Annotated in this window: 24 protein-coding genes; 8 read left to right on the plus strand and 16 right to left on the minus strand. The window is 50.7% G+C overall.

Features of this window, described 5'->3' with window-relative positions:
* Positions 1-36 precede the first annotated feature (36 nt).
* The gene (treB, locus tag ACJHYO_RS04790) at positions 37-1,458 is read right to left on the minus strand and encodes a PTS trehalose transporter subunit IIBC (protein ID WP_001299664.1); all 1,422 of its coding nucleotides are present in this window, start codon (positions 1,456-1,458) and stop codon (positions 37-39) included.
* Positions 1,459-1,576: 118 nt separating this feature from the next.
* Positions 1,577-2,524, minus strand: a complete 948-nt coding sequence (treR, locus tag ACJHYO_RS04795) for a trehalose operon repressor TreR (protein WP_001181333.1) — start codon at positions 2,522-2,524, stop codon at positions 1,577-1,579.
* A 184-nt stretch (positions 2,525-2,708) separates the two neighbouring features.
* Between treR and mgtL the strand changes: the two genes are divergently transcribed.
* Both mgtL and mgtA read left to right on the plus strand, forming a co-directional pair.
* Entirely contained in the window at positions 2,709-2,762 is a 54-nt protein-coding gene (gene mgtL, locus ACJHYO_RS04800; RefSeq protein ID WP_001387276.1) for a mgtA regulatory leader peptide MgtL, read from the plus strand.
* 140 nt (positions 2,763-2,902) lie between these two features.
* Positions 2,903-5,599, plus strand: coding sequence for a magnesium-translocating P-type ATPase (gene mgtA, locus ACJHYO_RS04805; RefSeq protein WP_094259015.1), 2,697 nt, complete (start codon positions 2,903-2,905; stop codon positions 5,597-5,599).
* A gap of 205 nt (positions 5,600-5,804) precedes the next feature.
* Here the strand turns inward: mgtA and ridA are convergent, their stop codons facing one another.
* From ridA to arcA, 9 genes are all read right to left on the minus strand, one after another.
* Positions 5,805-6,191 carry a 2-iminobutanoate/2-iminopropanoate deaminase gene (gene ridA, locus ACJHYO_RS04810; RefSeq protein ID WP_000047539.1) on the minus strand — a complete coding sequence of 129 codons (387 nt, stop codon included), beginning with the start codon at positions 6,189-6,191 and terminating at the stop codon, positions 5,805-5,807.
* 72 nt (positions 6,192-6,263) lie between these two features.
* Entirely contained in the window at positions 6,264-6,725 is a 462-nt protein-coding gene (gene pyrI, locus ACJHYO_RS04815; protein WP_000148581.1) for an aspartate carbamoyltransferase regulatory subunit, read from the minus strand.
* Positions 6,726-6,737: 12 nt separating this feature from the next.
* Positions 6,738-7,673, minus strand: a complete 936-nt coding sequence (gene pyrB, locus ACJHYO_RS04820; RefSeq protein WP_000013046.1) for an aspartate carbamoyltransferase — start codon at positions 7,671-7,673, stop codon at positions 6,738-6,740.
* A gap of 3 nt (positions 7,674-7,676) precedes the next feature.
* Positions 7,677-7,811, minus strand: coding sequence for a pyr operon leader peptide (pyrL, locus tag ACJHYO_RS04825; RefSeq protein WP_001296693.1), 135 nt, complete (start codon positions 7,809-7,811; stop codon positions 7,677-7,679).
* A gap of 89 nt (positions 7,812-7,900) precedes the next feature.
* Positions 7,901-8,389 (minus strand): arginine repressor, encoded by a 489-nt coding sequence (locus ACJHYO_RS04830; protein WP_000666045.1) that lies wholly within the window; start codon positions 8,387-8,389, stop codon positions 7,901-7,903.
* Positions 8,390-8,504: 115 nt separating this feature from the next.
* Positions 8,505-9,908: a YfcC family protein gene (locus tag ACJHYO_RS04835; protein ID WP_001298046.1), complete on the minus strand. Its 1,404-nt coding sequence runs from the start codon at positions 9,906-9,908 to the stop codon at positions 8,505-8,507.
* Between the two features lie 56 nt (positions 9,909-9,964).
* On the minus strand, positions 9,965-10,969 hold the full coding sequence (gene argF / locus ACJHYO_RS04840) for an ornithine carbamoyltransferase (RefSeq protein WP_000235828.1): 1,005 nt from the start codon (positions 10,967-10,969) through the stop codon (positions 9,965-9,967).
* Positions 10,970-10,979: 10 nt separating this feature from the next.
* Positions 10,980-11,924, minus strand: coding sequence for a carbamate kinase (gene arcC / locus ACJHYO_RS04845; protein ID WP_410232416.1), 945 nt, complete (start codon positions 11,922-11,924; stop codon positions 10,980-10,982).
* A gap of 10 nt (positions 11,925-11,934) precedes the next feature.
* Positions 11,935-13,155 carry an arginine deiminase gene (gene arcA, locus ACJHYO_RS04850; protein ID WP_094259017.1) on the minus strand — a complete coding sequence of 407 codons (1,221 nt, stop codon included), beginning with the start codon at positions 13,153-13,155 and terminating at the stop codon, positions 11,935-11,937.
* A gap of 677 nt (positions 13,156-13,832) precedes the next feature.
* Here arcA and ACJHYO_RS04855 point away from each other — a divergent pair.
* Positions 13,833-14,285, plus strand: coding sequence for a YhcH/YjgK/YiaL family protein (locus ACJHYO_RS04855; protein ID WP_000635215.1), 453 nt, complete (start codon positions 13,833-13,835; stop codon positions 14,283-14,285).
* A 44-nt stretch (positions 14,286-14,329) separates the two neighbouring features.
* Here ACJHYO_RS04855 and argF (ACJHYO_RS04860) read toward each other — a convergent pair whose 3' ends face one another.
* A complete protein-coding gene (gene argF, locus ACJHYO_RS04860; RefSeq protein ID WP_000012935.1) occupies positions 14,330-15,334 on the minus strand; it encodes an ornithine carbamoyltransferase in 1,005 nt (334 codons plus the stop codon).
* A 161-nt stretch (positions 15,335-15,495) separates the two neighbouring features.
* Between argF (ACJHYO_RS04860) and rraB the strand changes: the two genes are divergently transcribed.
* Entirely contained in the window at positions 15,496-15,912 is a 417-nt protein-coding gene (gene rraB / locus ACJHYO_RS04865) for a ribonuclease E inhibitor RraB (RefSeq protein ID WP_000002952.1), read from the plus strand.
* Positions 15,913-16,089: 177 nt separating this feature from the next.
* Here rraB and ACJHYO_RS04870 read toward each other — a convergent pair whose 3' ends face one another.
* Positions 16,090-16,593 carry a GNAT family N-acetyltransferase gene (locus tag ACJHYO_RS04870; protein WP_001298035.1) on the minus strand — a complete coding sequence of 168 codons (504 nt, stop codon included), beginning with the start codon at positions 16,591-16,593 and terminating at the stop codon, positions 16,090-16,092.
* Between the two features lie 192 nt (positions 16,594-16,785).
* On the opposite strand from ACJHYO_RS04870, the gene ACJHYO_RS04875 reads away from it, so the two are divergent.
* Positions 16,786-17,973 (plus strand): YjgN family protein, encoded by a 1,188-nt coding sequence (locus tag ACJHYO_RS04875; protein ID WP_410232417.1) that lies wholly within the window; start codon positions 16,786-16,788, stop codon positions 17,971-17,973.
* A gap of 46 nt (positions 17,974-18,019) precedes the next feature.
* On the opposite strand, the gene valS is transcribed toward ACJHYO_RS04875, so the two are convergent.
* From valS to pepA, 3 genes are all read right to left on the minus strand, one after another.
* Entirely contained in the window at positions 18,020-20,875 is a 2,856-nt protein-coding gene (gene valS / locus ACJHYO_RS04880; RefSeq protein ID WP_000416365.1) for a valine--tRNA ligase, read from the minus strand.
* A complete protein-coding gene (gene holC, locus ACJHYO_RS04885) occupies positions 20,875-21,318 on the minus strand; it encodes a DNA polymerase III subunit chi (protein WP_000786399.1) in 444 nt (147 codons plus the stop codon). The genes valS and holC overlap by 1 nt, the downstream gene beginning before the upstream one ends.
* Positions 21,319-21,575: 257 nt before the next feature.
* Positions 21,576-23,087 (minus strand): leucyl aminopeptidase, encoded by a 1,512-nt coding sequence (pepA, locus tag ACJHYO_RS04890; RefSeq protein WP_000397144.1) that lies wholly within the window; start codon positions 23,085-23,087, stop codon positions 21,576-21,578.
* A gap of 153 nt (positions 23,088-23,240) precedes the next feature.
* On the opposite strand from pepA, the gene ytgA reads away from it, so the two are divergent.
* The 3 genes from ytgA (at position 23,241) to lptG (ending at position 25,536) form a co-directional block, all read left to right on the plus strand.
* Positions 23,241-23,291: a protein YtgA gene (gene ytgA / locus ACJHYO_RS04895; protein ID WP_211180521.1), complete on the plus strand. Its 51-nt coding sequence runs from the start codon at positions 23,241-23,243 to the stop codon at positions 23,289-23,291.
* 62 nt (positions 23,292-23,353) lie between these two features.
* Positions 23,354-24,454 (plus strand): LPS export ABC transporter permease LptF, encoded by a 1,101-nt coding sequence (gene lptF, locus ACJHYO_RS04900; RefSeq protein WP_000584114.1) that lies wholly within the window; start codon positions 23,354-23,356, stop codon positions 24,452-24,454.
* The gene (lptG, locus tag ACJHYO_RS04905; RefSeq protein ID WP_001295681.1) at positions 24,454-25,536 is read left to right on the plus strand and encodes an LPS export ABC transporter permease LptG; all 1,083 of its coding nucleotides are present in this window, start codon (positions 24,454-24,456) and stop codon (positions 25,534-25,536) included. The genes lptF and lptG overlap by 1 nt, the downstream gene beginning before the upstream one ends.
* The last annotated feature ends 73 nt before the right edge of the window (positions 25,537-25,609 follow it).

The raw sequence follows: 25,609 nt of genomic DNA on the forward strand, positions 1-25,609 counted from the left end.
CAAATGCGAGGGGGCGCAATTGCGCCCCGAAGAAAATTAAACAATGTCCAGCGTGCCCAGGCGGTATTTCCGCTGATAGATAAACGAGGTGAGTACAATCGGGATGATGATGGCGATAGCCATTGCCAGCGCAAACACCTGCCAGTAGCTCGGTTGAATCGAGAGAATTCCCGGCAGGCCGCCTACGCCGATGCCATTCGCCATAACGCCGTTCAGGCCGCATAGCAATCCTGCCAGACCAGAACCAATCATCGCGCACAGCATCGGGAAGCGATATTTCAGGTTGATGCCGTACATAGCAGGCTCAGTGACTCCAAGCCAGGCGGAGATAGCGGCAGGCACGGAGATCTCGCGTTCATTGTGCTTGCGGCTGGAAATGATAATACCTATCACGGCGGAGCCCTGAGCGATATTCGACAGTGCAATCAGCGGCCACACTGGCGTGCCACCCATGCTTTGAATCATCTGCAAATCAATAGCAAGCGTGGTCTGGTGTACGCCGGTGATCACCAGCGGGGCGTACAGGAAGCCAAACAATGCCGCGCCAATCGGAGCAAAGCTGCCGGTCATCAGGTGACGTACCGCAAAGGCAACGCCATCGCCAATCATGCGACCAAACGGACCAATCAGCGCATGGGCGAGGAACACCGCGAGGATCAGCGAACAGACGGGCACCACCACCAGATAGAGGTAATCCGGCACGATGCGCTTAAGACGAGTTTCAATAACGCCCAGCGCCAGTCCGGCTAACAGTGCCGGGATGACCTGCGCCTGATAGCCCACTTTGGCGATGCTGAACATGCCAAAGTCCCATACTTCCGGCAGCTGCTGCCCGAGCAGATAAGCGTTCATCAGCTGTGGAGAAACCAGCGTTACGCCAAGCACGATACCGAGGATCGGTGTACCGCCCATTTTTTTCACCGCTGACCAGCAAATCCCGACCGGCAGGTAGAAGAAGATCGCTTCACCGATCAACCACAGAAAATCGTAGATCGTTTGCAGGGAAGGGTACATTTGCGCCAGCGTCTGACCGTTGCTCATGGGCAAATCGCCGATCACATTGCGAAAACCGAGGATCAAACCACCACTAATCAACGCGGGCAGCAACGGGAAGAAGATCTCCGCGAAATGAGAGATCAACTGCTCATGCCATTTCATATTCTGCCGGGCGGCTTTTTTTACCTGCTCTTTATCAACCTGCGCCTGTCCGGTTGACGCAATCAGTGCTTGATAGTAATCACCCACGTTGGTGCCAATCACCACCTGAAATTGCCCGGCATTGGTGAAACAGCCTTTCACCATGGGGAGTTGCTCAATTTCTTTCGGTCTGGCATTGGCCGGTTGGTTGAGGACAAAGCGCAGGCGAGTAATACAGTGGCTCACCGTCGCAATATTGCCGCGCCCGCCGACCAGTTCAATCAACCGATCGATATCCGTTTGGTTTATTTTGCTCATCATAAAGCCCCATGGCAGATGACATTTTTGGTTGGCTGCAGAATATATTGCGCGGAAAAATTTAAAAACGGGAACGTTCCCGAAACGCAGCGAAGATCACAATTTATCGTTCAGGAAACGATCAGGACAGGGTGGCGGGGATGATGATTTGTTGCGGTTCGCTGCGCCCGGTGACCTGCGCGATCAACTGGCAGGCCGCCTGGCGTCCAGCTTCGGCATAACCGGGATCTACGGTGACGATCTCCGGATGGAGGAATTTCATTAACGGTGTATTACCGACGCTCGCCAGTTGCAAGGTGTCGATGCGTTGCTCTTGCAGGTATTTACTTGCGCCAAGTGCCAGCGTGTCGGTTGCGCACAGTAACGCGGTAGTTTCAGGCGTAATCACTTTTGCTACGTTCTCATAGCCTTGCTTCATAGCAAGCCCTGGCAGAGCGGCAACGGGATGCAATTTATGCGTTTTGCAGAACGCCAGGTAGGCTTCGTGACGTCGCTTACCGGTTGTCACGTCACTGTGCGGCACGCCGAGATAGCTGATATTACGATGTCCCTGGTCATACAGCCGTTGCATCAGGATCTTGATTGCCCCTTCGTCGTCATAACAGACCGAAGCAAAGCCTTTTGCGTCACGCGCCAGCAGAACCAGCGATGACTGCCAGTGGGCTAACATTTCTTCTGTTATGCCGGTAAAACCGAACAGCACTACGCCGTCGATATTACGCCGTTTCAGCACCCCCAAATGTTCGGCAACTAATTGTGGGGAAAACTGACTTTCCATCATGATTGGATCGTAACCTTGTTCATAGAACGCTGGCAGCATGGTTTGAACGGCGAGATTTTCTGACAACGAATCCAGACGGGTAACAATGATGGCGACCACTTTATCGCTTTGCCCACGCATAGCGCGCGCAGAGCGGGAAGGGGAAAATCCATGCTGATTCATCACTGCTTCAACACGCTCGCGCGTGCGCTGGCTCACGCCGCTTTCGTTATTCAGCACCCGGGAAACCGTAGATTTCCCCACGCCGCTTAAGCGCGCGATGTCTTTGATGGTCAGCCGATTTTGCATCCTGTTGTCCCATAACGTGTTGTTTAATTATTTGAGCCTAACTTTACCTGTGCATTCAGCAATGGGTAAAGTCTGGTTTATCGTTGGTTTAGTTGCCAGCAGGTATTATATCGCCATAAATGCTACGAATATTATTGGATTCTCCTTATTATTTGCGGCGCTTTTTTCACTTACCGGAGGTTATATGGAACCTGATCCCACGCCTCTCCCTCGACGGAGATTAAAACTTTTCCGGTAAGCCCGTCTTTTCACGGCGTTACCGGATGCGTAAGGCCGTGACGTTTTAACGTCCCTGCTCAGCTTTATTACCTTCAGGTAAGGCTTCGCCACGCCTGAAGACATTTCTGTACTGTTTCAGACAGTGCGGAGGGACTCCTTATGTTTAAAGAAATTTTTACCCGGTTCATTCGCCATTTACCTTCCCGTCTGGTTCATCGCGATCCATTGCCTGGCGCGCAGCAGACAGTGAATGCGGCGGTCCCGCCTTCTTTAAGTGCGCATTGCCTGAAAATGGCGGTGATGCCCGAAGAAGAATTGTGGAAAACGTTCGACACCCATCCGGAAGGGTTAAATCTGGCGGAAGTGGAATCTGCCCGCGAACAACATGGTGAAAATAAATTACCCGCACAACAACCGTCGCCGTGGTGGGTACATTTATGGGTCTGCTATCGCAACCCCTTTAATATTTTGCTTACCATTCTCGGTGCTATTTCTTACGCCACGGAAGATTTATTTGCCGCAGGTGTTATCGCGCTAATGGTCGCTATTTCTACGTTGCTGAACTTTATTCAGGAAGCTCGTTCCACCAAAGCGGCAGATGCCCTGAAAGCGATGGTCAGTAATACCGCGACGGTACTGCGCGTAATTAACGATAAAGGTGAAAATGGCTGGCTGGAAATCCCGATAGACCAGCTGGTGCCCGGCGATATTATAAAACTGGCGGCAGGGGATATGATCCCGGCAGATTTACGTATCTTGCAGGCGCGGGATCTGTTCGTCGCTCAGGCGTCGTTAACCGGTGAGTCTCTGCCCGTGGAAAAAGCAGCTACTACTCGCCAGCCGGAGCACAGCAATCCGCTGGAGTGCGACACCCTGTGTTTTATGGGCACCACCGTGGTGAGCGGCACGGCACAAGCAATGGTGATTGCCACAGGTGCCAATACCTGGTTTGGTCAACTGGCGGGGCGTGTTAGTGAGCAGGAAAGCGAGCTGAATGCCTTTCAGCAAGGGATCAGCCGCGTCAGTATGCTGCTGATTCGCTTTATGCTGGTGATGGCTCCGGTGGTGTTGCTTATCAATGGTTACACTAAAGGCGACTGGTGGGAAGCGGCACTGTTTGCGCTTTCGGTCGCGGTAGGCTTAACGCCGGAAATGTTGCCGATGATTGTTACCTCGACGCTGGCGCGCGGTGCAGTAAAGTTGTCGAAACAGAAAGTGATCGTCAAACATCTGGATGCCATTCAGAACTTTGGCGCAATGGATATTCTGTGCACTGATAAAACCGGCACCCTGACACAGGATAAAATTGTGCTGGAGAATCATACCGATATCTCCGGTAAAACTAGCGAACGCGTGCTGCATAGCGCGTGGTTGAACAGTCATTACCAGACCGGGCTTAAAAACCTGCTTGATACAGCGGTGCTCGAAGGTACGGATGAAGAGTCAGCGCGCTCGCTGGCCAGCCGTTGGCAAAAAATTGATGAGATTCCGTTTGATTTCGAGCGTCGTCGGATGTCGGTGGTTGTGGCAGAAAATACCGAACACCATCAGTTGGTTTGCAAAGGTGCATTGCAGGAAATCCTCAATGTGTGTTCGCAAGTGCGTCACAATGGCGAGATTGTACCGCTCGATGACACCATGCTGCGTAAGATTAAGCGGGTTACTGATACGCTGAATCGTCAGGGGCTGCGCGTGGTTGCGGTGGCGACAAAATACCTGCCAGCGCGTGAAGGAGATTACCAGCGGGCGGATGAATCCGACCTGATCCTCGAAGGATATATTGCTTTCCTTGATCCGCCAAAAGAGACAACAGCTCCGGCACTGAAGGCATTAAAAGCGAGTGGAATTACCGTAAAAATCCTTACTGGCGACAGTGAGTTGGTTGCAGCGAAAGTGTGCCATGAAGTGGGGCTGGACGCGGGAGAGGTGGTCATTGGTAGTGATATTGAAACGCTATCTGACGACGAACTGGCAAATCTCGCACAGCGCACCACGCTGTTTGCTCGTCTGACGCCGATGCATAAAGAACGCATCGTAACGTTGCTGAAGCGCGAAGGGCATGTGGTTGGCTTTATGGGCGATGGTATTAATGATGCGCCCGCCTTACGCGCTGCGGATATCGGCATTTCTGTGGACGGCGCGGTAGATATTGCCCGTGAAGCGGCTGATATCATCCTACTGGAAAAAAGCCTGATGGTGCTGGAAGAGGGGGTTATTGAGGGTCGTCGCACTTTCGCCAACATGCTGAAATACATCAAAATGACGGCGAGCTCTAACTTCGGTAATGTGTTCAGCGTGCTGGTGGCGAGTGCTTTCTTGCCCTTCCTGCCGATGTTGCCGCTACACTTGCTTATTCAAAATCTGCTGTACGATGTGTCACAGGTGGCGATCCCATTTGATAACGTCGACGACGAGCAAATTCAAAAGCCGCAGCGTTGGAATCCGGCGGATCTGGGGCGCTTTATGGTCTTCTTCGGACCGATCAGCTCGATTTTCGATATTCTGACGTTTTGCCTGATGTGGTGGGTATTCCATGCCAACACGCCGGAAACGCAAACGCTGTTCCAGTCGGGCTGGTTTGTGGTGGGCTTACTGTCGCAAACGCTGATTGTGCATATGATCCGCACCCGCCGTGTGCCGTTTATTCAGAGCTGTGCATCGTGGCCGTTAATGATCATGACCGTGATCGTGATGATTGTCGGGATCGCATTGCCGTTTTCACCGCTGGCCAGTTATCTGCAACTGCAGGCGCTGCCGTTAAGCTATTTCCCGTGGCTGGTTGCGATTCTGGCAGGGTATATGACGTTAACCCAGTTGGTGAAAGGTTTCTATAGCCGTCGTTACGGTTGGCAGTAAAGAATAAACTGGGCATGGTGGCCCGGAATCAGATTGCAGACAAAGTGAGCTTTGTTCATGCCGGATGCGGCGTAACCGCCTAATCCGGTCTACAAATTCAATAAATTGCAGGAATCACGTAGGCCTGATAAGCGTAGCGCATCAGGCGATTTTGCTTTTGTCATCAGACTTAATCCGGGCATGATAGCCCGGATTTCCATCAAGATTAGCGACGAACAGCGATCGCTTCGATCTCAATCTTCACGTCTTTCGGCAGACGGGCTACTTCAACGCAAGAACGTGCCGGGAAGGTGGCGTTGTGTTCGGTGAAGAAGGCTTCGTAGGTAGCATTAACGGTTGCGAAGTCGTTCAGATCTTTCACAAACACGGTAGTTTTAACGATGTCGCCCACTTTCAGGCCAGCGGCTTCGACGATCGCTTTTACGTTATCCAGCGACTGACGCGCCTGTGCAGCGACGTCTGCCGGGACTTCGCCCGTTTTCGGATTTACCGGGATCTGACCGGAGGTGATGATCATATTGCCCAGATCAACGCCCTGTACGTAAGGACCGATAGCTGCCGGTGCATTTTCCGTCGCGATAGTTTTGCTCATGATTTCTCCTTTATTACAGCGGTAAAAAGTCTGGCTCATTATAGGGAGCCAGACTTTTATTACCAACCGCAATTAATTGGCCAGCACCACATTATGAGAAAACTCTTTTTCACAGTATTTGCATTTGAGCGCGATATCATTGGCGCGTTTTCGCACGGCAAAGCTGGATGAAACCGGTTCGGCATGGCTGATACAGTTGCTGTTAGGGCAGACCAGCACATTGTCGATGCGCTCTGGCAAACTGGGGCGCGATTTGCCAACCACTTCATAGTTGTCGATACGGTTAACCGTGGCTTGCGGTGCATATAACGCCAGCTGATCAACCTGATCCTCACTTAAAAAGGTATTTTCGATTTTGATCAAATCTTTGCGGCCCATCTCGCCAGAAGGCAAATTCAGACCAATGGTGATGCGCTGATCTGTTTCGGTCAACTTGAACAGACTCAACAGCTTAAAACCGATCTGGGCGGGGATATGGTCAATTACCGTGCCGCGTTTAATAGCTTCAACCTGCAATTTATTATCGTGTGTCATCTCTATTTCCCCTTACAGTACCAGATCGCGATTCAGAACCAGTGCCAGTAACGCCTGGCGAGCGAAAATCCCGTTGCCTGCTTGCTGGAAGTACCAGGCGTGAGGCGTTTTATCCACATCCGTCGCAATCTCATCAACACGCGGCAGCGGATGCAGCACTTTCATATTGGCTTTGGCGTTGTGGAGATCGCTGGCGCGAAGAACAAACTGCGCTTTCACGTTGGCGTACTCGGACGGGTCCAGACGCTCTTTTTGCACGCGGGTCATGTACAGGATGTCTACTTCCGCCATCACTTCTTCAATAGAGCTGTGCAGACTCCAGGCGATCCCTTTTTCATCGAGCATATCCAGAATGTATTGCGGCATTGCCAGCGCATCCGGCGCGATAAAGTAAAAACGGTTGCCGTCGAACTTCGCTAGCGCCTGGGTCAGGGAGTGAACGGTGCGGCCATATTTCAGGTCACCAACCATTGCGACGTGGAGATTGTCCAGACGCCCCTGGGTTTCCTGAATGGTGAATAAGTCCAGCAAGGTTTGCGTCGGATGTTGGTTGGAGCCATCACCGGCATTCAGTACCGGTACATTGCCGGAAAACTCGGTGGCCAGGCGCGCTGCACCTTCCTGCGGATGACGCATCACTATCGCATCGACGTAAGTGCTGATAACCGAAATGGTATCGGCCAGCGTTTCGCCCTTTTTACCCAGTGATGTATTGGCGCTGTCGGAGAAGCCCACCACGCTGGCACCCAGGCGGTGCATGGAAGTTTCGAAAGAGAGGCGGGTGCGGGTAGAGGCTTCGAAGAAACAGCTGGCAATAACTTTGTGCTTCAACAGCTCTGGTTGCGGGTTCGCTTTCAGTTTCGCCGCTGTCGCCAGCACCAGATTAAGGTCATCGCGACTAAGGTCGTTTATGGAAATGATATGTTTCTGATATAGCGGATTAGCCATCTTTTATCTCCTGACGCCTGGGCAAAAAAAAGCCCCTCGATTGAGGGGCTGGGAATGGGTGATCAACGGGAAGAAAAACGGCAGGCCAGCGTCTTTTTTCAGACGCGGTAAGACAAAATGTCGAACACACTGAACCATACATCCTCCCGGCAAATTGTCCGGCATTATACTCAGCTCTGAGAGAGGATCAAGAAGATGATGCAGTTATAAAGCAAGGCAAACGGTTATCATGAATATATATTCAATTTTAATAAGTAATTAATTTGCTTGTGCACCAGGGCTGTACGCTTTACCACACGTGGTGCGACCCAAACGATATTGCTGCCAGCAATCACGCCAAGAATTTCTGGCAAAGCATGGAAATCAAGGATTCGCGCTACTGCCCGACCATATCCGGCGACGGTATGGATAAGGATAAATTCACCATTATGCTCGACACTCAGGACCATTTCAGCGACGGATCGACCTGCGTCAGGTGTGGGAAGTAATTGAGGATTCACCGAATAAATTTTTTGTCCTTTTGTATTTCTAATTTTTATGACTCCCAGCAATTTCAGTAGTCGTGAAACGGTTGACTGACTGATACTGTCAAAGCCATGGTTTTGCAAATCGCGGCGGATTTCCTCCTGTGAAAGATAACTTTTTTCGGTAATCAGGCGCTGACAGACCGCCAGTTGCTTCTTTTCTTTGGCGGAGTAATCATCGTATTCCTTCATAATGCACCTTTTATTTATTATTACCTGATGATATTTTTCACATTTTATAATGTGAGAGTGGTTCATTTATCACTACACCAGATTTGAAGGCCGCTTTGATAAGCGGCCTGTCGCGTTAAATCATCGCGGCGATACTCAGCACAATCATATTCAACATCGTGAGAATCAGCAGTAGCGGTGCTACCCATCTCAGATAACGGACCCAGGGTACACGGGCAATCGCCAGACCGCCCATCACTACCGCAGAGGTTGGCGTAATCAAATTAACCACCCCGGAAGCAGACTGATAAGCGGTCACCACCAGATCGCGTTGTACATGAGCAAAATCAGCGAGTGGAGCCATTATTGGCATCGTTAACACTGCAAGGCCGGAAGATGAGGGAACCAGAAAAGAGAGCAATACTTCCAGCCAATAGGTCACGTTGATGAAAACAGTGGTGGAAAGCCCTGAAACCAGATTCTCAGCACTGTGCAGAATTGTGTGCGTAATCATGCCGTTATCCATCACGACCACAATACCGCGGGCGATGCCGATAATCAGTGCCACACCAAGGAGATCCCGCGCGCCGTCAATAAAGGTACTGGTGAAGGTTTCTTCGCCCATGCGGGCAATGACACCCACGATGACCGCAGCTGCCAGAAAGACAGCAGAGATTTCCGCCATCCACCAACCCAGTACCGCTACGCCGTAAATCATAAAGGCAAAGGATGCAGCAAAAAGTATCAGGATCGCTTTGCGCGTGGGGGTAAATTCCAGCATCGTTTCTGAACGATTTCCCAGAAAATGCGCCTGGTTTTCAGCCATCTTATCCGCCACGATAGAGCTTTCCGGACTGTTGCGAACTTTGCGGGCATAACGCATAACCCAGTAAACACAAATCACGTAGCCTACTAACAGCAAAATAACACGCAGCAAAATGCCCTGAGTAAAGGGGATCCCTGCGGCGTTGGCAGCAATGACGGTAGCAAATGGGTTAATGGTTGAGCCCAGCGTGCCAATGCCCGATCCCAATAACACTGTGGCGGCAGCGACCAGAGGATCAAAGCGGGCAGCCATCATGACGGGCACCAGCAACGTGTAGAAGGGGAGTGATTCTTCCGCCATCCCATAAATAGTACCGCCAGCAGCGAAGAGCGCCATCAGGATCGGAATCATCCACTCTTCCCGACCATTAAGGCGAGTTGTCACTCGTTCGATACCGGCATCTATTGCCCCGGTTTTATTTACTACTCCCAAAAATCCACCGATGATCAGGACGAACAGCGCGACATCAATCGCTCCCGCAGTGTAGGTTTGATGGTTGTACAAGCCGTCGATGGGCGCTAACAGGACAGCCGTAATACCCTGTGGTTGTGCCTCAACAGGTGCGTAAGTGCCTGCAACAGGAACTTCCTTTCCCAGTGCGGCATTTGTCACCATCTGATATTTTCCCGCAGGTACAATCCAGGTCATTGCCGCAACTAACGCAATCAGCACGAACAAGATGGTATAAGCGGTGGGAAATTTGAATTTACCCATAATGTGATCTCCATAATCACGGGCATACGCCACTCGTCGACGCATGCCCGTCAGGGTTAGTCGCCGAGAGTTGCTACCATCACCGCTTTAATGGTGTGCATCCGGTTTTCTGCTTCATCGAAAACAATAGAGTGGGCCGATTCAAAAACCTCTTCAGTAACTTCCAGTCCTTTGAGGCCGTAGGCCATCTCGATCTCGCGTCCTACTGTGGTGTGCTCATTATGGAAGGCGGGCAGGCAGTGCATAAATTTAACTTCAGGGTTACGCGTGGCAGTAATCACCTGTTGATTGATCTGATAAGGTGCCATCAGACTCACTCGTTCTGCCCAGGCTTCTTTTGGCTCTCCCATCGAAACCCAAACATCCGTATAGAGAAAATCAACGTCGTATACGCCTTCTTCCACATCCTCTGTCAGGGTGATTCTCGCCCCAGTCACGCTGGCGATCTCACGGCATTGTGTTACCAGCGCTTCATCTGGCCAGAAAGATTTTGGTGCCACCAGACGGATATCCATCCCCATTTTTGCAGCACCAACCATCAGCGAGTTCCCCATGTTATTTCGGGCATCACCAAGATACGCAAAGCTCAGCTCTGGCAGCGTTTTGCCTGGCGCATGTTCCAGCATGGTCATTAAATCCGCGAGGATCTGTGTCGGGTGAAATTCATTGGTCAGTCCGTTCCATACCGGAACACCAGCGAACTCACCTAATTCTTCAACGATATTCTGACCATAACCGCGATACTCAATACCGTCATACATGCGTCCGAGTACGCGAGCGGTATCTTTCATTGATTCTTTATGGCCGATTTGTGAGCCGCTGGGGCCGATGTAAGTCACCTGCGCACCTTGATCAAAGGCCGCGACTTCAAAGGCACAGCGGGTACGGGTAGAGGATTTTTCAAAAATCAACGCAATGTTTTTACCGACCAGCGTTTGTTTTTCGTTTCCAGATTTCTTGGCGGCTTTAAGATTGATAGCCAAATCAATCAGGTATTGAATCTCTGCTGGGGTGTAATCAAGCAGCTTAAGAAAATTACGGTTTTTCAGTGAAGTAGCCATGGGGATGTCCTTATAAAAATGGATCAAGCGTGGTTATGGGGGTATCAAGGCGAATAAGAGTGCCTTTGTCTCCGGCGAGAATTTCCGGACCATCTGCAAGAGAGCCGATCCCTGCAATGCCCCGGCACTGACTAACAAACTTTGCGCAGGCGGTGACTTTCGGCCCCATAGACCCGGCATCAAACTGCATTTCGTTGAGTAATTCCGGCGTGACCTGGGCCAGCGGGCGTTGGGTTGGCTTGCCCCAGTCGAGATATACTGCGTCCGCATCAGTGAGGATCAACAAGGCGTCAGCATGGATCTGACTTGCCAGTAGCGCGGCTGAAAGATCTTTGTCGATAACCGCTTCAATCCCATGGTATCCATCGGCTTTTTCAACCACCGGAACACCACCGCCACCATTACAGATCACCAGATGATCGTGGGCGATCAGTGTCTGGATGGCATCCCGCTCGACGATGCGTTTAGGTTGTGGAGAAGGTACGACCCGGCGGAAAGAGTGACCATCTGCTTTGAAAACCCAGCCTTTTTCTGCCTGTAGTACCTGAGTCTGAGCGTGGTCATAAATTGGGCCGATGTACTTAGTTGGGTTACTGAAGGCGGGATCGTTGGCATCCACTTCAACCTGCGTCAGCAGCACGCTGATTTCACGTTGTGGTAGTTGATTTTTCAGCGCCTGTTGTAGCATGTAGCCGATCATCCCCTGGCTTTCGGCCCCCAGAATGTCGAGTGGATAGGGAGCGACATGGGCATAGGCGCTATTTTGAAGTGCCAGAAGTCCAACTTGTGGACCATTCCCGTGAACCAGTACAACCCGCCAGTGTTGAGTCAGTTGGGCGATAGTTTTAGCCGCAAGATCGATATTTTTACGTTGGATTTCTGCTTCGAGTGGTTCGCCTCGTTTAAGCAGGGAATTACCGCCGAGAGCGATAACCAGTGTTGGTTTGTTTTCCATGATCTCTTCCTTAGATACCGTCACGATGCAAAGGGCAGCTCATGCAACGTGCGCCGCCACGTCCGCGGCCTAATTCATCACCGGGGATGGGTAAAACAGTGATGCCTGCTTTGTCATATTTTTCGTTAGTCCAGATGTTGCGCTCGTAGCCCACTACCACTCCCGGCCGAAGCGTGAGCACATTGTTAGCGTCATTCCACTGTTCGCGTTCTGCCTCAAAGGCATCACCACCCGTGGTGATTAAACGTACCTGGTCAATACCGAGGGCTTTTTCGATAGCATGGAGGAGTGTGCTTTCTTGAGTACGTTTCAGGCCGCCGTGACCGTCAGGCGTTAGCGTCCAGCAATTAACATCCGGGCGCACAACTTCGGGATAAACCGAGAAGGTTTCGATATCGATATGAGTCATAACGGTGTCAAGATGCATACAGGAGCGGTGTTTAGGCAGCTCAACAGCGATTACCCGTTCAGCCTGACGATGTTTAAACAATGCCTGAGCAAGAAACTCGATTCCTTGTGGCGTGGTGCGTTCAGACATGCCGATCAACACGGCCCCCCGACCAATCACCAGCACATCACCACCTTCTAACGTGGCGTGGTCATAATTAATATTCTCGTCGCCGAAATATTTAATAAATTCGCCGCCAGCAAATTGTGGATGCCAGCGATAAATAGCGCGTAGATTATTGGTTTCACGTTGGCGAGCAGGTTTTGCCATTGGATTAATCGATACACCGTTATAAATCCAGCATGAGGTATCACGCGTAAATAAATGATTCGGTAACGGCTTCATAATGAAATCATTAATATCGTGGGTATCAACCACCATATTTTTAATTGAGGCGGGAATTTCACTATAAGTCAGCCCACCACTTAAATGACGAGCAAGGTCCCGGTGTGACATCTCTGCAAGCCAGGTGCGGACGTCAGTAGCAAACGTAGGGCCGAGTCGGTAATCTGATATTTGTGTTTCCAGTAACCAGCTTTTGGCTTCCGGGATATCCAATGTTTGTGTTAGTAAATCAGTGAGTAACAGAACTTCTATCCCTTGCTGGCGCAGCGTATTGGCGAAAATATCATGCTCTTCACCTGCCCGCTCAACGGACAATACATCGTCAAATAACAACTCCTGGCAATTGGATGGTGTTAGACGTTTCAGACTGAGATTTGGGCGATGCAACATAACGCTGCGTAGTTGTCCAATTTCAGAACCAACATAATGCTTTTCCATCATTATTCCTTTAACACTTTTTCAAAAATAAAGAGGAGATGGCTGCAAACAAATTAAATGCTTGTAGTCAGGTCTGTTCAGTAATTTTCAGATGCAATGATTCAGTTTATTTCTTCCAGAAAATGTGACGACTTTCACACCGGCGGTGATATTAATAATCGAAGTTGATAATATTTGATGCGGTTCTGATAAATGATAAAGAAACAAAATACGATAATGCATTAATACGCAAATATACGCAGAGTTATTCTTCGTTGTTAATTGATTGTTTTATTTTTCAGGAAATGCCTTTAAGTATAATGCATTGATATTTATGTATATTTTAATATTCATTGCATATCTATGCGAAAGGATAAGGTGATTATTTTTCACAGCACTATTTTCACGGGATAACTATGACAGCACGGGCATTAAAAGCTAAGAAAATGAACTGTGATCTGACTGAGAGTTTTCTTTTAACATATGCAATAACAAGATATTAGGACCAAAATACATAGCTAAGTTATAAGATTTATGCAGCAAAACTGCATACAAAATTACTCCTGCTTAACATCAGTACAACATCTCCAGCAATAAACATGCGCAAGGGCAAAACCTGATGATTTTTCTATGGTGAGAGGTGGCTTTTTTTCGTATAAGGAAAGAAGTGAAACATTGTTTTAATAAAGGAAGATATTATGATTGTTGGCAACATCCATCACTTACAATCCTGGCTGCCGGAAGAACTTCGCGAAGCAATTGAGTACATCAAATCACATGTCAGCGATGAGACAGCAAAAGGTAAGCACGCTATTGACGGCGACCGCCTGTTTTATCTGATTTCTGAGGATACGACTGAACCAGGTGAACTGCGTCGTGCTGAGTATCATGCTCGTTATCTCGATATCCAGATTGTATTAAAAGGGCAGGAAGGGATGACATTTAGCACGCAACCAGCAGGCGTACCAGAGACTGACTGGCTGGCAGATAAAGATATTGCTTTTATCGGGCAGGGGATCGATGAAAAAACAGTGATTCTTAATGAAGGGGATTTTGTCGTTTTCTATCCTGGCGAAGTTCACAAACCGCTTTGTGCGGTGGGAGCCCCCGCTCAGGTACGGAAAGCAGTAGTTAAGCTATTAAAAGCGTAAGTGATCACTGCCGGGGGCGACCTGTGCCGCCGCCCGGCAAAACGTTATTTTGCTAATGTAGCGACCATAACAGCTTTTATGGTGTGCATCCGGTTTTCTGCCTGGTCAAAGACAATACTTGCCGGAGATTCAAAGACTTCATCGGTGACTTCCATTCCACCATACAGACCGAATTCTGCGGCCATTTTTTTACCCAGCGTGGTTTGCTCATCATGAAATGCAGGCAGACAGTGGAGGAACTTAACCTGCGAATTACCGGTCAGGGCTATCATTTTGCTATTCACCTGATAGTCACGCAGCAGGGCAATACGCTCCGCCCATTTCTCTTTGGGCTCACCCATCGATACCCAGACATCGGTATAGATAAAGTCTGCGCCTTTAACCCCAGAGGCGATATCTTCCGTCAAGGTGATTTTACCCCCGTGTTTTTGTGCCAGAGCACTGCATTCGGCGACCAGCGCAGCTTCCGGCCAGCATGCCTGTGGCGCGACCAGACGCAAATCCAGACCGGTAAGCGCCGCAGCTTCGAGCATCGAATTGCCCATGTTGTTACGCGCGTCACCTGCATAGACCAGCGTCATTTCGTTGAATGCTTTGCCGGGCAAATGCTCCTGCATGGTGAGGAGATCCGCCAGCAGCTGCGTGGGGTGGAACTCATTGGTCAGGCCGTTCCATACTGGCACGCCAGCGTATTCCGCCAGTGTTTCGACAATCTCCTGACCATAGCCGCGATACTGAATACCGTCATACATGCGACCAAGCACGCGGGCAGTGTCTTTAATCGACTCTTTGTGACCAATCTGGCTGCCGCTTGGGCCGAGATAAGTAACGCGAGCACCCTGGTCATATGCGGCAACTTCGAAAGAGCATCGGGTACGGGTCGAGTCTTTTTCGAAGATGAGCGCGATGTTTTTGCCAGTGAGTCTGGCTTCTTCTTTACCGCTTTTCTTATCGGCTTTCAGCTTCGCGGCTAACTGCAACAAGCTGTTGAGTTCAGCTGGCGTGAAATCGAGTAATTTCAGGAAATGCTTATGATAAAACCCGGACATAGATCCCTCCTGTGGCTAACGCCTCAATGAATTAAAATTCAATTTATATGGATGATTATTCATTTGCAAGTCTAAAGCATAAATCTTTGTCACAAAGGTGGAGGCAATGTCAGTGGTGTGTGACAATAAGAGTATCGGCAGGACATTAAGAGGAATAAGCCATGGCAAACCCGGAACAACTGGAAGAACAGCGTGAAGAAACACGTTTGATTATTGAAGAATTACTGGAAGATGGCAGCGATCCGGACGCGCTGTACACCATCGAACACCATCTTTCCGCAGACGATCTGGAAACCCTGGAAAAAGCAGCAGTTGAAGCGTTTAAACTCGGTTACGAAGTGACCGATCCAGAAGAGCTGGAAGTTGAAGATGGTGACATCGTGATTTGCTGCGACATCCTCAGCGAGTGCGCGTTGAATGCCGACCTGATCGATGCCCAGGTTGAACAACTGATGACGCTGGCGGAGAAATTTGACGTTGAGTACGATGGTTGGGGCACTTACTTTGAAGATCCTAACGGCGAAGACGGCGACGATGAAGATTTTGTCGATGAAGACGATGACGGTATTCGTCACTAATTAAGCGTTGACGACAAAGGCTGCGTTACCTGATGCGCTACGCATATCAGGCCCAGGTAGTTCCTGCAACCTGGTGAATTTGTAGCCCGGATAAGGCATTTACGTCACATCCAGCATACTCAAAAAGCACGTGGTTAATGTTCGAATGCCCGCGAGTCTAAGCTCGCGGGCATTTTTTCAAAGTTTGCGTAGCATCCGTACTTCACAATCGACATGACCCGTGCAGCCAAGCGCATAGTCGATATGCTCAAAGCCCAAATGCTCATAAAGCGCAATGGCTTCCTTTAAAAAAGCGGTCGTTTCCAGATAGCAGCGTTTGAAACCCATTTCTCGCGCCTGCTCCATTGCCATTAAGGCCAGTTTTTTTGCCAGCCCTTTGCCGCGGATAGCCGGAAGAAAATACATCTTTTGCAGTTCGCAAATGTCTGACTCACTCCCGGTTAATGGCGCAATCCCACCGCCGCCGACCACTTCACCCTCGTACTCAACCACCCAATATGCGTGGCCAGGCTGACTATACACTTGATACAGCTCGTCAAGGTTCGGATCGGCGACGGTGTAGCCTTTATCAGCGGTAAGACCGTATTCGGCGGATACCTGACGAATGACGTGGGCGATAGCAGGATTATCGGCGACGGTAAGTTTGCGCAAACGGAGTGCGGGAGAAGCGACAACATTCATAGCATAGCTCAATTTCAAATGTATGATTTATAGCTCACTTTAATACCACCCTCGCTTAGGTGGTGCAAGAAGAAGATAAATCAGAAAATATTACGCATATCTCTCTGAGATAAAGCGTATTCTAGGCGAACCAGTATCAATTGACTGGAATTATTATCGGTATGAATGGAATTTATTTTAGGGATATAGTTCATGAATGATGTAAACATCGGGAAAGATAATTCTCGGCACTCGTTTGTTTTCACAGGCAAAGGTGGTGAGTATTTTCTTATTTGTCTTGTGAATTTTTTACTGACAATTATTACTCTGGGAATATATGGGCCGTGGGCATTGATAAAATGCCGTCGTTATATTTATCAACATGTGACACTCAAGGGGCAACCATTTAGTTATAAGGGAACAGGTGGTGCCATTTTTGTTAGCATGTTACTTATTGTGGCGGTTTATCTTTTCAGTATTTCTTGTTTTGCAGGTCAATACTTTGCGCTCGGTTTATTCCTGTTTGCTCTCTTGATCTGCGGTATTCCTTGTATGGTAGTGAAGAGCCTACAGTATCAGGCGAATATGACTTCACTAAATGGCATTCGCTTTGGCTTTAATTGCTCAATGCTCCGTGCATGGTGGGTTATGCTAGGACTGCCTGTTCTGTTGGCGTTAGTTTTTTGGTTCGCACTGTATCTTATTGCACAAGTGACGACATCAATAGGAGGGTTATTCTTTAACTTAGTCGCATTAAGTTTGCTTTCTGCCATCGGGCTAGGTGTTGTCCATGGTATAACCTATAGTAAATGGATGCCATTGCTGGGTAATAATGCAACTTTTGGCATTCATAAGTTTTCTATTCAGGTAAACGTAAAAGAATGCATTAAAGGTTGCATGCTCGCAATATTAACCATGGTTCCTTTCATCATTGTGATTGGTATTATGATCGCACCAGTATTCCAGCAGTTAATGATGATGACCATGTTGGGTAGGTCTGATGTTGGCAGTGAGTTTGTATTACAATATTACCCGCAGATTATGGCTTCCTACTTTCTGTATTTTGTCGCGATCCTTGTGTTTGCCAGTTATCTCTATGTCACGTTACGCAGTTTGTTCCTGAATAATCTGACACTGGCAAATGGCACTATTCGTTTTCATTCATCTGTTACCGCGATCGGTATGCTTCTGCGCATGTTGGCGGTATTAATGGGGTCCTCAATTACCTGTGGTCTGGCTTATCCCTGGCTGAAAATGTGGATGGTTAGCTGGATTGCTAACAATACCCATGTCCAGGGCGACCTTGATTCGCTGGAGTTAACCAATGATGACAAACCGCAGGATAGCGGTTCGTTAATGTGGATATCTCGCGGTATTATGCCGTATGTTCCGTTTATCTAAATAAAAAGGCCGGAGCATGCTCCGGCCTTCGTTTTCACTATGAGTATTACAGCGCGGCGATAACAGCCTGCTGTTCAATCAGCTTCGCTTTCGCTTCTGCGTAGCCTTCCAGCTTCTCACGCTCTTTCGCGATGACCGCTTCCGGTGCGCGGGCGACAAAGCCTTCGTTCGCCAGCTTGTTCTCAATACGGCTGATTTCGCCTTCGATCTTCGCTACTTCTTTCGCCAGACGTGCCAGCTCATCTTCTTTGTTGATGAGGCCTGCCATCGGGATCAGCAGTTCTGCGCCGTCGACGATCTTTGTAACGGAAACCGGACCTTTATCATCAGCAGGCAGCACGGTGATGCTTTCCAGACGCGCCAGCGTTTGCAGGAAGCCGCGGTTTTCATTTACGCGACGTTCTGCATCCGCGCTGCAACCACGCAGCAGCAGCTCCAGCGGTTTACCCGGCGCGATGTTCATTTCTGCACGGATGTTACGTACAGCAACGATCGCCTGTTTCAGCCACTCGGTGTCGGCCAGTGCCGCTTCATCAACCTGAGACGCATCGTACTGCGGGAACGGCTGCAGCATGATGGTGTCGGCAGTGATACCGCAAAGTACTTTCACACGCTGCCAGATGGTTTCGGTGATGAACGGAATGATCGGATGCGCGAGGCGCAGCAGACCTTCCAGTACAGTCACCAGCGTATGGCGAGTACCGCGCAGTTCGGCTTCTGTTCCACCGTTCATTACCGGCTTGGTCAGCTCCAGATACCAGTCACAGAACTGGTTCCAGGTGAATTCATACAGAATGCCTGCGGCGATATCGAAGCGGAAGCTGTCCAGCGCTTCGCGGTACGCTTTGATGGTCTGGTTGAACTCCGCCAGAATCCAGCGATCCGCCAGCGACAGCGTCATTTCACCGCCGTTGAAGCCGCAATCCTGACCTTCCGTGTTCATCAGCACAAAACGGCTGGCGTTCCACAGCTTGTTACAGAAGTTACGGTAGCCTTCCAGACGCTTCATATCCCAGTTGATGTCACGACCGGTAGAAGCCAGCGCCGCCAGGGTGAAGCGCAGCGCGTCAGTACCGTGCGGCTCAATGCCGTTCGGGAACTGCTTCTCGGTGCGCTTACGGATTTTGTCCGCCAGCTGCGGCTGCATCATATTGCCGGTACGTTTTTCCAGCAGTTCCGGCAGCGAAATACCGTCAACCATATCCAGTGGGTCAATCACGTTACCTTTGGATTTGGACATCTTCTGGCCTTCGTCATCACGAATCAGGCCGGTCATGTAAACGGTGTGGAACGGCACCTGTGGTTTGCCATTTTCATCTTTGATGAAGTGCATGGTCATCATGATCATGCGGGCAATCCAGAAGAAGATGATGTCGAAGCCGGATACCATCACGCTGGTTGGGTGGAACTGGCGCAGTGCGTCGGTGTTTTCCGGCCAGCCGAGCGTGGAGAAGGTCCACAGCGCGGAGGAGAACCAGGTGTCGAGAACGTCTTCATCCTGACGCAGCGCAACATCAGCACCGAGGTTATTTTCTTTACGCACTTCGTCTTCGTTGCGGCCAACATAAACATTACCCGCTTCGTCATACCATGCCGGGATACGGTGACCCCACCATAGCTGACGAGAGATACACCAGTCCTGAATATCGCGCATCCAGGAGAAATACATGTTTTCGTACTGCTTCGGTACGAACTGAATGTCGCCGTTCTCAACCGCTTCAACCGCTGGTTTCGCCAGTACATCGGCACGAACGTACCACTGGTCGGTCAGCATCGGTTCGATAACCACGCCGCCACGGTCGCCGTAAGGAACGGTCAGGTCGTGCGGTTTAATTTCTTCCAGCAGGCCGAGCGCGTCAACCGCAGCAACGACGGCTTTACGTGCAGCAAAACGCTCCAGTTTCTGGAACTCTGCCGGGATTTCGCTGGAATAAACGTCAGATTCGTTACCTTTGGTATCGAACACCTGGGCGCTTGCACGGATATCGCCGTCAAAGGTCAGGATGTTGATCATCGGCAGGGCGTGACGTTTACCGACTTCATAGTCGTTAAAGTCGTGCGCTGGGGTGATCTTCACGCAGCCGGTGCCTTTTTCCATGTCGGCGTGTTCGTCGCCAACGATCGGAATACGACGGTTAACCAGCGGCAGAATGACATATTTGCCAATCAGATCTTTATAACGCGGATCTTCCGGGTTAACGGCCACGCCAGTATCGCCCAGCAGGGTTTCCGGACGGGTAGTCGCAACCACCAGATAATCTTTACCGTCTGCGGTTTTCGCGCCGTCAGCCAGCGGATAGCGGATGTGCCACATCGAACCTTTCGATTCGCGGTTTTCCACTTCCAGGTCGGAGATAGCGGTGCGCAGTTTCGGGTCCCAGTTTACCAGGCGTTTGCCACGGTAAATCAGGTCTTCTTTATACAGACGAACGAAAACTTCTTTCACCGCATTGGACAGGCCTTCGTCCATGGTGAAGCGTTCACGCTCCCAGTCGACGGAGTTGCCGAGACGGCGCATCTGACGGGTAATGGTGCCGCCGGATTCCGCTTTCCATTCCCAGATTTTGTCGATGAAAGCTTCGCGGCCGTAGTCGTGACGGGTTTTACCTTCTTCTGCGGCAATCTTGCGCTCAACGACCATCTGGGTAGCGATCCCGGCGTGGTCAGTACCGACCTGCCACAGGGTGTTTTTGCCCTGCATGCGCTGATAGCGGATCATGGTATCCATGATGGTTTGCTGGAAGGCGTGACCCATATGCAAACTGCCGGTGACGTTCGGCGGCGGGATCATGATGCAGAAACTTTCCTGGCTTTCATCGCCATTAGGCTTAAAGTAGCCCTGCTTTTCCCAGTGCTCGTAAAGCGGCTGTTCGATATCTTGTGGGTTATATGTCTTTTCCATTATTTCCAGGTTGCCGTATTCAGGTTGAAACCAGCCACGCGGTAGGCTTTATAGCGTTCGCGCGCCAGTTGTTTCAGAGAATCTTCATAAGGAACGAAGTCTACCACTTCTGTGAAAGCGGTGGCAAAATCTGCAAAGCTTGTTCGCAGACTAATCAATATATCGCGCGGGCTGCTGCTGCGCTTTTGCGGCCAGGCGATCTCCACCGGCGCACCGCCGCGCGGTCCTTCTCCCGCTAAATTATGCGGAACAAAGCTTTCTGCCGGACGCGCCCACAGGGCTTCATCCAGTCGGTAAGCCTGCTTTTCATCTTCACAGGCGATGAGTACGCGCTTACCACTGCGCCAACGTTCTGCGGCAATTTCACACACCAACTGCTCAACGGCGCTTAAGCCATCGACGGTGGTGTCATTGTCCAGAAGGTAGAACGTTGCGTTTTTCATATATGGGGCTTCTTGTGGTGGATTTAAATACGCATCAGGTATACACCGCAGCGCCTGATGCGACGCTGCCGCGTCTTATCAGGCCTACAAGTTAAGTGCTGTGTGTAGGTCGGATAAGGCGTTCACGTCGCATCCGACAATAACAGCCTTGCCTGATGCGACGCTGTCGCGTCTTATCAGGCCTACGAGTTCAGTGCTGTGTAGGTCGGATAAGGCGTTCACGCCGCATCCGACAATAACAACACAGCCTGATGCAATTACTCTTCGCCGTTAAACCCGGCGCGGTTTAGCAGGAACTGTGCCAGCAACGCCACCGGGCGACCGGTTGCGCCTTTCGCCTTACCAGAACGCCAGGCAGTACCGGCGATATCCAGGTGCGCCCAGTTATACTTACGGGTAAAGCGCGACAGGAAGCAACCTGCGGTAATCGCCCCACCAGGACGACCGCCAATGTTCGCCATATCGGCAAAATTGGACTCCAGTTGTTCCTGGTACTCGTCGCCCAGAGGTAAGCGCCATGCACGGTCACCGGATTGTTCAGACGCGGCAATCAGTTCATGGGCCAGTGGGTTATGGTTCGCCATCAGACCGGTAATGTGATGGCCTAGCGCGATCACGCAGGCACCGGTCAGCGTCGCCACGTCAATCACCGCTTCCGGCTCAAAACGCTCAACGTAAGTTAACACATCGCACAGTACCAGGCGGCCTTCGGCGTCGGTATTCAGCACTTCTACGGTTTGACCGGACATGGTGGTTAACACATCGCCCGGACGATAGGCACGACCGCCAGGCATGTTTTCGCAGCCTGCCAGCACGCCGATAACGTTAATCGGCAGTTGCAGCTCCGCGACCATCCGCATCACACCGTAAACCGCTGCCGCACCGCACATATCGTACTTCATCTCATCCATGCCTTCTGAAGGCTTGATCGAGATACCGCCGGAGTCGAAGGTTAAACCTTTACCCACCAGCACGATTGGGCGTGCATCTTCCGACGCGTTGCCTTTGTACTCAATCACTGACATCAGCGATTCGTTTTGCGAACCCTGACCGACCGCCAGATAGGAATGCATCCCCAGCTCTTTCATCTGCTGTTCGCCGATAACGCGGGTGATGACATTCTTGCTGTAGCTGTCAGCCAACTGGCGCGCCTGAGAGGCGAGGTAAGCAGCGTTACAGATATTCGGTGGCATATTGCCGAGATCTTTCGCGGCTTTAATCCCTGCGGCAATCGCCAGACCATGCTGGATCGCGCGTTCACCGCTGGTCAGCTCACGGCGGGTCGGCACGTTGAACACCATTTTACGCAGCGGACGACGCGGTTCGCTCTTGTTCGTTTTCAACTGATCGAAACTGTAGAGCGTCTCTTTTGCCGTCTCGACAGCCTGACGCACTTTCCAGTAGTTGTTACGGCCTTTAACGTGCAGTTCAGTCAGAAAGCAGACCGCTTCCATTGAGCCAGTATCATTCAGCGTATTAATGGTTTTCTGAATAACCTGCTTGTACTGACGCTCATCCAGCTCACGTTCTTTGCCGCAACCAATAAGGAGAATTCGCTCGGAAAGTACATTCGGCACATGGTGCAGCAACAATGTCTGCCCCGGTTTTCCTTCCAGTTCGCCCCGACGTAGCAGGGCGCTGATGTACCCATCGCTGATTTTATCGAGCTGTTCTGCAATCGGAGAAAGGCGACGTGGTTCGAAGACGCCCACGACGATGCAGGCACTCCGCTGTTTCTCCGGGCTACCGCTTTTTACACTAAACTCCATGCACTACGCTCCTGAATCTTAAAGACAACGGCGGTGGCTACAGATAGAATTGCAAGCTTTCGTAACTCATGTCCGCTGTTGCGATGACTTCGTGTTAATCTTAACGTTATTACGGCATTGGCACGTCAGAACAAAATCTGAGAGGTGAATCCGTTGAGTATAATTATCTTAGCGACGATTTCGACGACTCAAGAGAATAAATGACGTTTAAGCCATGAAACAAGCTAAAATCCTGCAAAAGACGAGTTTTTACGGGCGTATTTAAAGTGATAATCATAAGATATCTGGTGCGGGAGACGCTCAAAAGCCAGCTGGCGATACTCTTCATCTTGCTTTTGATCTTCTTCTGTCAAAAGTTAGTGAGGATCCTCGGCGCAGCGGTTGACGGCGATATTCCGGCGAATCTGGTGCTCTCCCTTCTCGGGTTGGGCGTGCCGGAAATGGCGCAGCTTATCCTGCCATTAAGCCTGTTCCTCGGGCTGCTGATGACGCTGGGCAAACTGTATACCGAAAGTGAAATTACGGTAATGCATGCCTGCGGCTTGAGCAAAGCGGTTCTGGTGAAAGCGGCAATGATCCTTGCGGTATTCACGGCAATCGTCGCGGCGGTTAACGTGATGTGGGCGGGACCGTGGTCATCGCGTCATCAGGATGAAGTGTTAGCAGAAGCGAAAGCGAACCCTGGCATGGCGGCGCTGGCGCAAGGGCAATTCCAGCAAGCGACTAATGGCAGCTCGGTGCTGTTCATCGAAAGCGTTGACGGCAGCGATTTCAAAGATGTGTTCCTCGCACAAATTCGACCAAAAGGTAATGCACGTCCTTCTGTGGTGGTGGCCGATTCCGGACATTTAACCCAGCTGCGCGACGGCTCCCAGGTCGTCACTCTCAACCAGGGAACGCGCTTCGAAGGCACTGCACTGTTACGTGATTTCCGCATTACGGATTTCCAGGATTATCAGGCGATCATTGGTCACCAGGCGGTGGCGCTCGACCCGAACGATACCGACCAGATGGACATGCGCACATTGTGGAACACTGACACCGATCGTGCTCGCGCAGAACTGAACTGGCGTATCACGTTGGTGTTCACCGTGTTTATGATGGCACTTATGGTCGTACCGCTGAGCGTGGTTAACCCGCGTCAGGGGCGCGTACTATCGATGCTGCCAGCCATGCTGCTGTATCTGTTGTTCTTCCTGATCCAGACCTCCCTGAAATCGAACGGCGGTAAAGGTAAGCTGGACCCGACGCTGTGGATGTGGACCGTTAACCTGATTTATCTGGCTTTGGCGATTGTTCTCAACCTTTGGGACACCGTGCCGGTCCGCCGCCTGCGCGCCAGTTTTTCGCGTAAAGGAGCGGTGTGATGCAACCTTTTGGCGTACTTGACCGCTATATCGGTAAAACTATTTTCACCACCATCATGATGACGCTGTTCATGCTGGTGTCGCTTTCCGGCATTATCAAGTTTGTCGATCAGCTGAAAAAAGCCGGGCAGGGGAGTTACGACGCGTTAGGCGCAGGAATGTATACCTTGCTGAGCGTGCCGAAAGATGTGCAAATCTTCTTCCCGATGGCGGCTCTGCTTGGGGCGTTGCTTGGTCTTGGGATGCTGGCGCAGCGCAGCGAACTGGTGGTGATGCAGGCTTCTGGTTTTACCCGTATGCAGGTAGCGCTGTCGGTGATGAAAACCGCCATTCCACTGGTCTTGCTGACGATGGCGATTGGTGAATGGGTCGCGCCGCAGGGCGAGCAGATGGCGCGTAACTACCGTGCGCAGGCGATGTACGGCGGCTCGTTGCTCTCTACCCAGCAAGGTTTATGGGCGAAAGATGGCAACAACTTCGTCTACATTGAGCGGGTTAAAGGTGACGAAGAGTTAGGTGGCATCAGTATTTATGCCTTTAACGAGAATCGTCGTCTGCAATCCGTACGCTATGCCGCTACCGCGAAGTTTGACCCGGAACATAAAGTCTGGCGTCTGTCGCAGGTTGATGAATCTGATTTGACCAATCCGAAACAGATCACCGGTTCGCAGACGGTGAGCGGCACCTGGAAAACCAACCTCACGCCAGACAAACTGGGCGTGGTGGCGCTGGACCCGGATGCACTCTCTATCAGCGGTTTGCACAACTATGTGAAGTATCTGAAGTCGAGCGGTCAGGATGCCGGACGTTATCAGCTCAACATGTGGAGCAAAATCTTCCAGCCGCTATCCGTGGCGGTGATGATGCTGATGGCGCTGTCGTTCATCTTTGGCCCACTGCGTAGCGTACCTATGGGCGTGCGTGTGGTCACTGGTATTAGCTTCGGTTTTGTCTTCTACGTACTGGACCAGATCTTCGGCCCGCTGACGTTGGTTTACGGCATCCCGCCGATCATCGGCGCACTGTTGCCAAGCGCCAGCTTCTTCTTAATCAGCCTGTGGCTGTTAATGAGAAAATCGTAACCTGATGAACGAATAAAGGGAGCGAAAGCTCCCTTTATTATTGTTGACAAAGTGTGTTTCGTTCATGCCTGAA

This window comes from Escherichia sp. WS1118, assembly GCF_046487695.1.
In the GTDB taxonomy this organism is placed as follows: Bacteria; Pseudomonadota; Gammaproteobacteria; order Enterobacterales; family Enterobacteriaceae; genus Escherichia; species Escherichia coli.

Coding starts and splice junctions, on each gene's coding strand:
- treB (WP_001299664.1), bottom strand. CDS start 1,458: ATGATGAGCAAAATAAACCAAACGGATATCGATCGGTTGATTGAACTG.
- treR (WP_001181333.1), bottom strand. CDS start 2,524: ATGCAAAATCGGCTGACCATCAAAGACATCGCGCGCTTAAGCGGCGTG.
- mgtA (WP_094259015.1), top strand. CDS start 2,903: ATGTTTAAAGAAATTTTTACCCGGTTCATTCGCCATTTACCTTCCCGT.
- ridA (WP_000047539.1), bottom strand. CDS start 6,191: ATGAGCAAAACTATCGCGACGGAAAATGCACCGGCAGCTATCGGTCCT.
- pyrI (WP_000148581.1), bottom strand. CDS start 6,725: ATGACACACGATAATAAATTGCAGGTTGAAGCTATTAAACGCGGCACG.
- pyrB (WP_000013046.1), bottom strand. CDS start 7,673: ATGGCTAATCCGCTATATCAGAAACATATCATTTCCATAAACGACCTT.
- pyrL (WP_001296693.1), bottom strand. CDS start 7,811: ATGGTTCAGTGTGTTCGACATTTTGTCTTACCGCGTCTGAAAAAAGAC.
- ACJHYO_RS04830 (WP_000666045.1), bottom strand. CDS start 8,389: ATGAAGGAATACGATGATTACTCCGCCAAAGAAAAGAAGCAACTGGCG.
- ACJHYO_RS04835 (WP_001298046.1), bottom strand. CDS start 9,908: ATGGGTAAATTCAAATTTCCCACCGCTTATACCATCTTGTTCGTGCTG.
- argF (WP_000235828.1), bottom strand. CDS start 10,969: ATGGCTACTTCACTGAAAAACCGTAATTTTCTTAAGCTGCTTGATTAC.
- arcC (WP_410232416.1), bottom strand. CDS start 11,924: ATGGAAAACAAACCAACACTGGTTATCGCTCTCGGCGGTAATTCCCTG.
- arcA (WP_094259017.1), bottom strand. CDS start 13,155: ATGGAAAAGCATTATGTTGGTTCTGAAATTGGACAACTACGCAGCGTT.
- ACJHYO_RS04855 (WP_000635215.1), top strand. CDS start 13,833: ATGATTGTTGGCAACATCCATCACTTACAATCCTGGCTGCCGGAAGAA.
- argF (WP_000012935.1), bottom strand. CDS start 15,334: ATGTCCGGGTTTTATCATAAGCATTTCCTGAAATTACTCGATTTCACG.
- rraB (WP_000002952.1), top strand. CDS start 15,496: ATGGCAAACCCGGAACAACTGGAAGAACAGCGTGAAGAAACACGTTTG.
- ACJHYO_RS04870 (WP_001298035.1), bottom strand. CDS start 16,593: ATGAATGTTGTCGCTTCTCCCGCACTCCGTTTGCGCAAACTTACCGTC.
- ACJHYO_RS04875 (WP_410232417.1), top strand. CDS start 16,786: ATGAATGATGTAAACATCGGGAAAGATAATTCTCGGCACTCGTTTGTT.
- valS (WP_000416365.1), bottom strand. CDS start 20,875: ATGGAAAAGACATATAACCCACAAGATATCGAACAGCCGCTTTACGAG.
- holC (WP_000786399.1), bottom strand. CDS start 21,318: ATGAAAAACGCAACGTTCTACCTTCTGGACAATGACACCACCGTCGAT.
- pepA (WP_000397144.1), bottom strand. CDS start 23,087: ATGGAGTTTAGTGTAAAAAGCGGTAGCCCGGAGAAACAGCGGAGTGCC.
- lptG (WP_001295681.1), top strand. CDS start 24,454: ATGCAACCTTTTGGCGTACTTGACCGCTATATCGGTAAAACTATTTTC.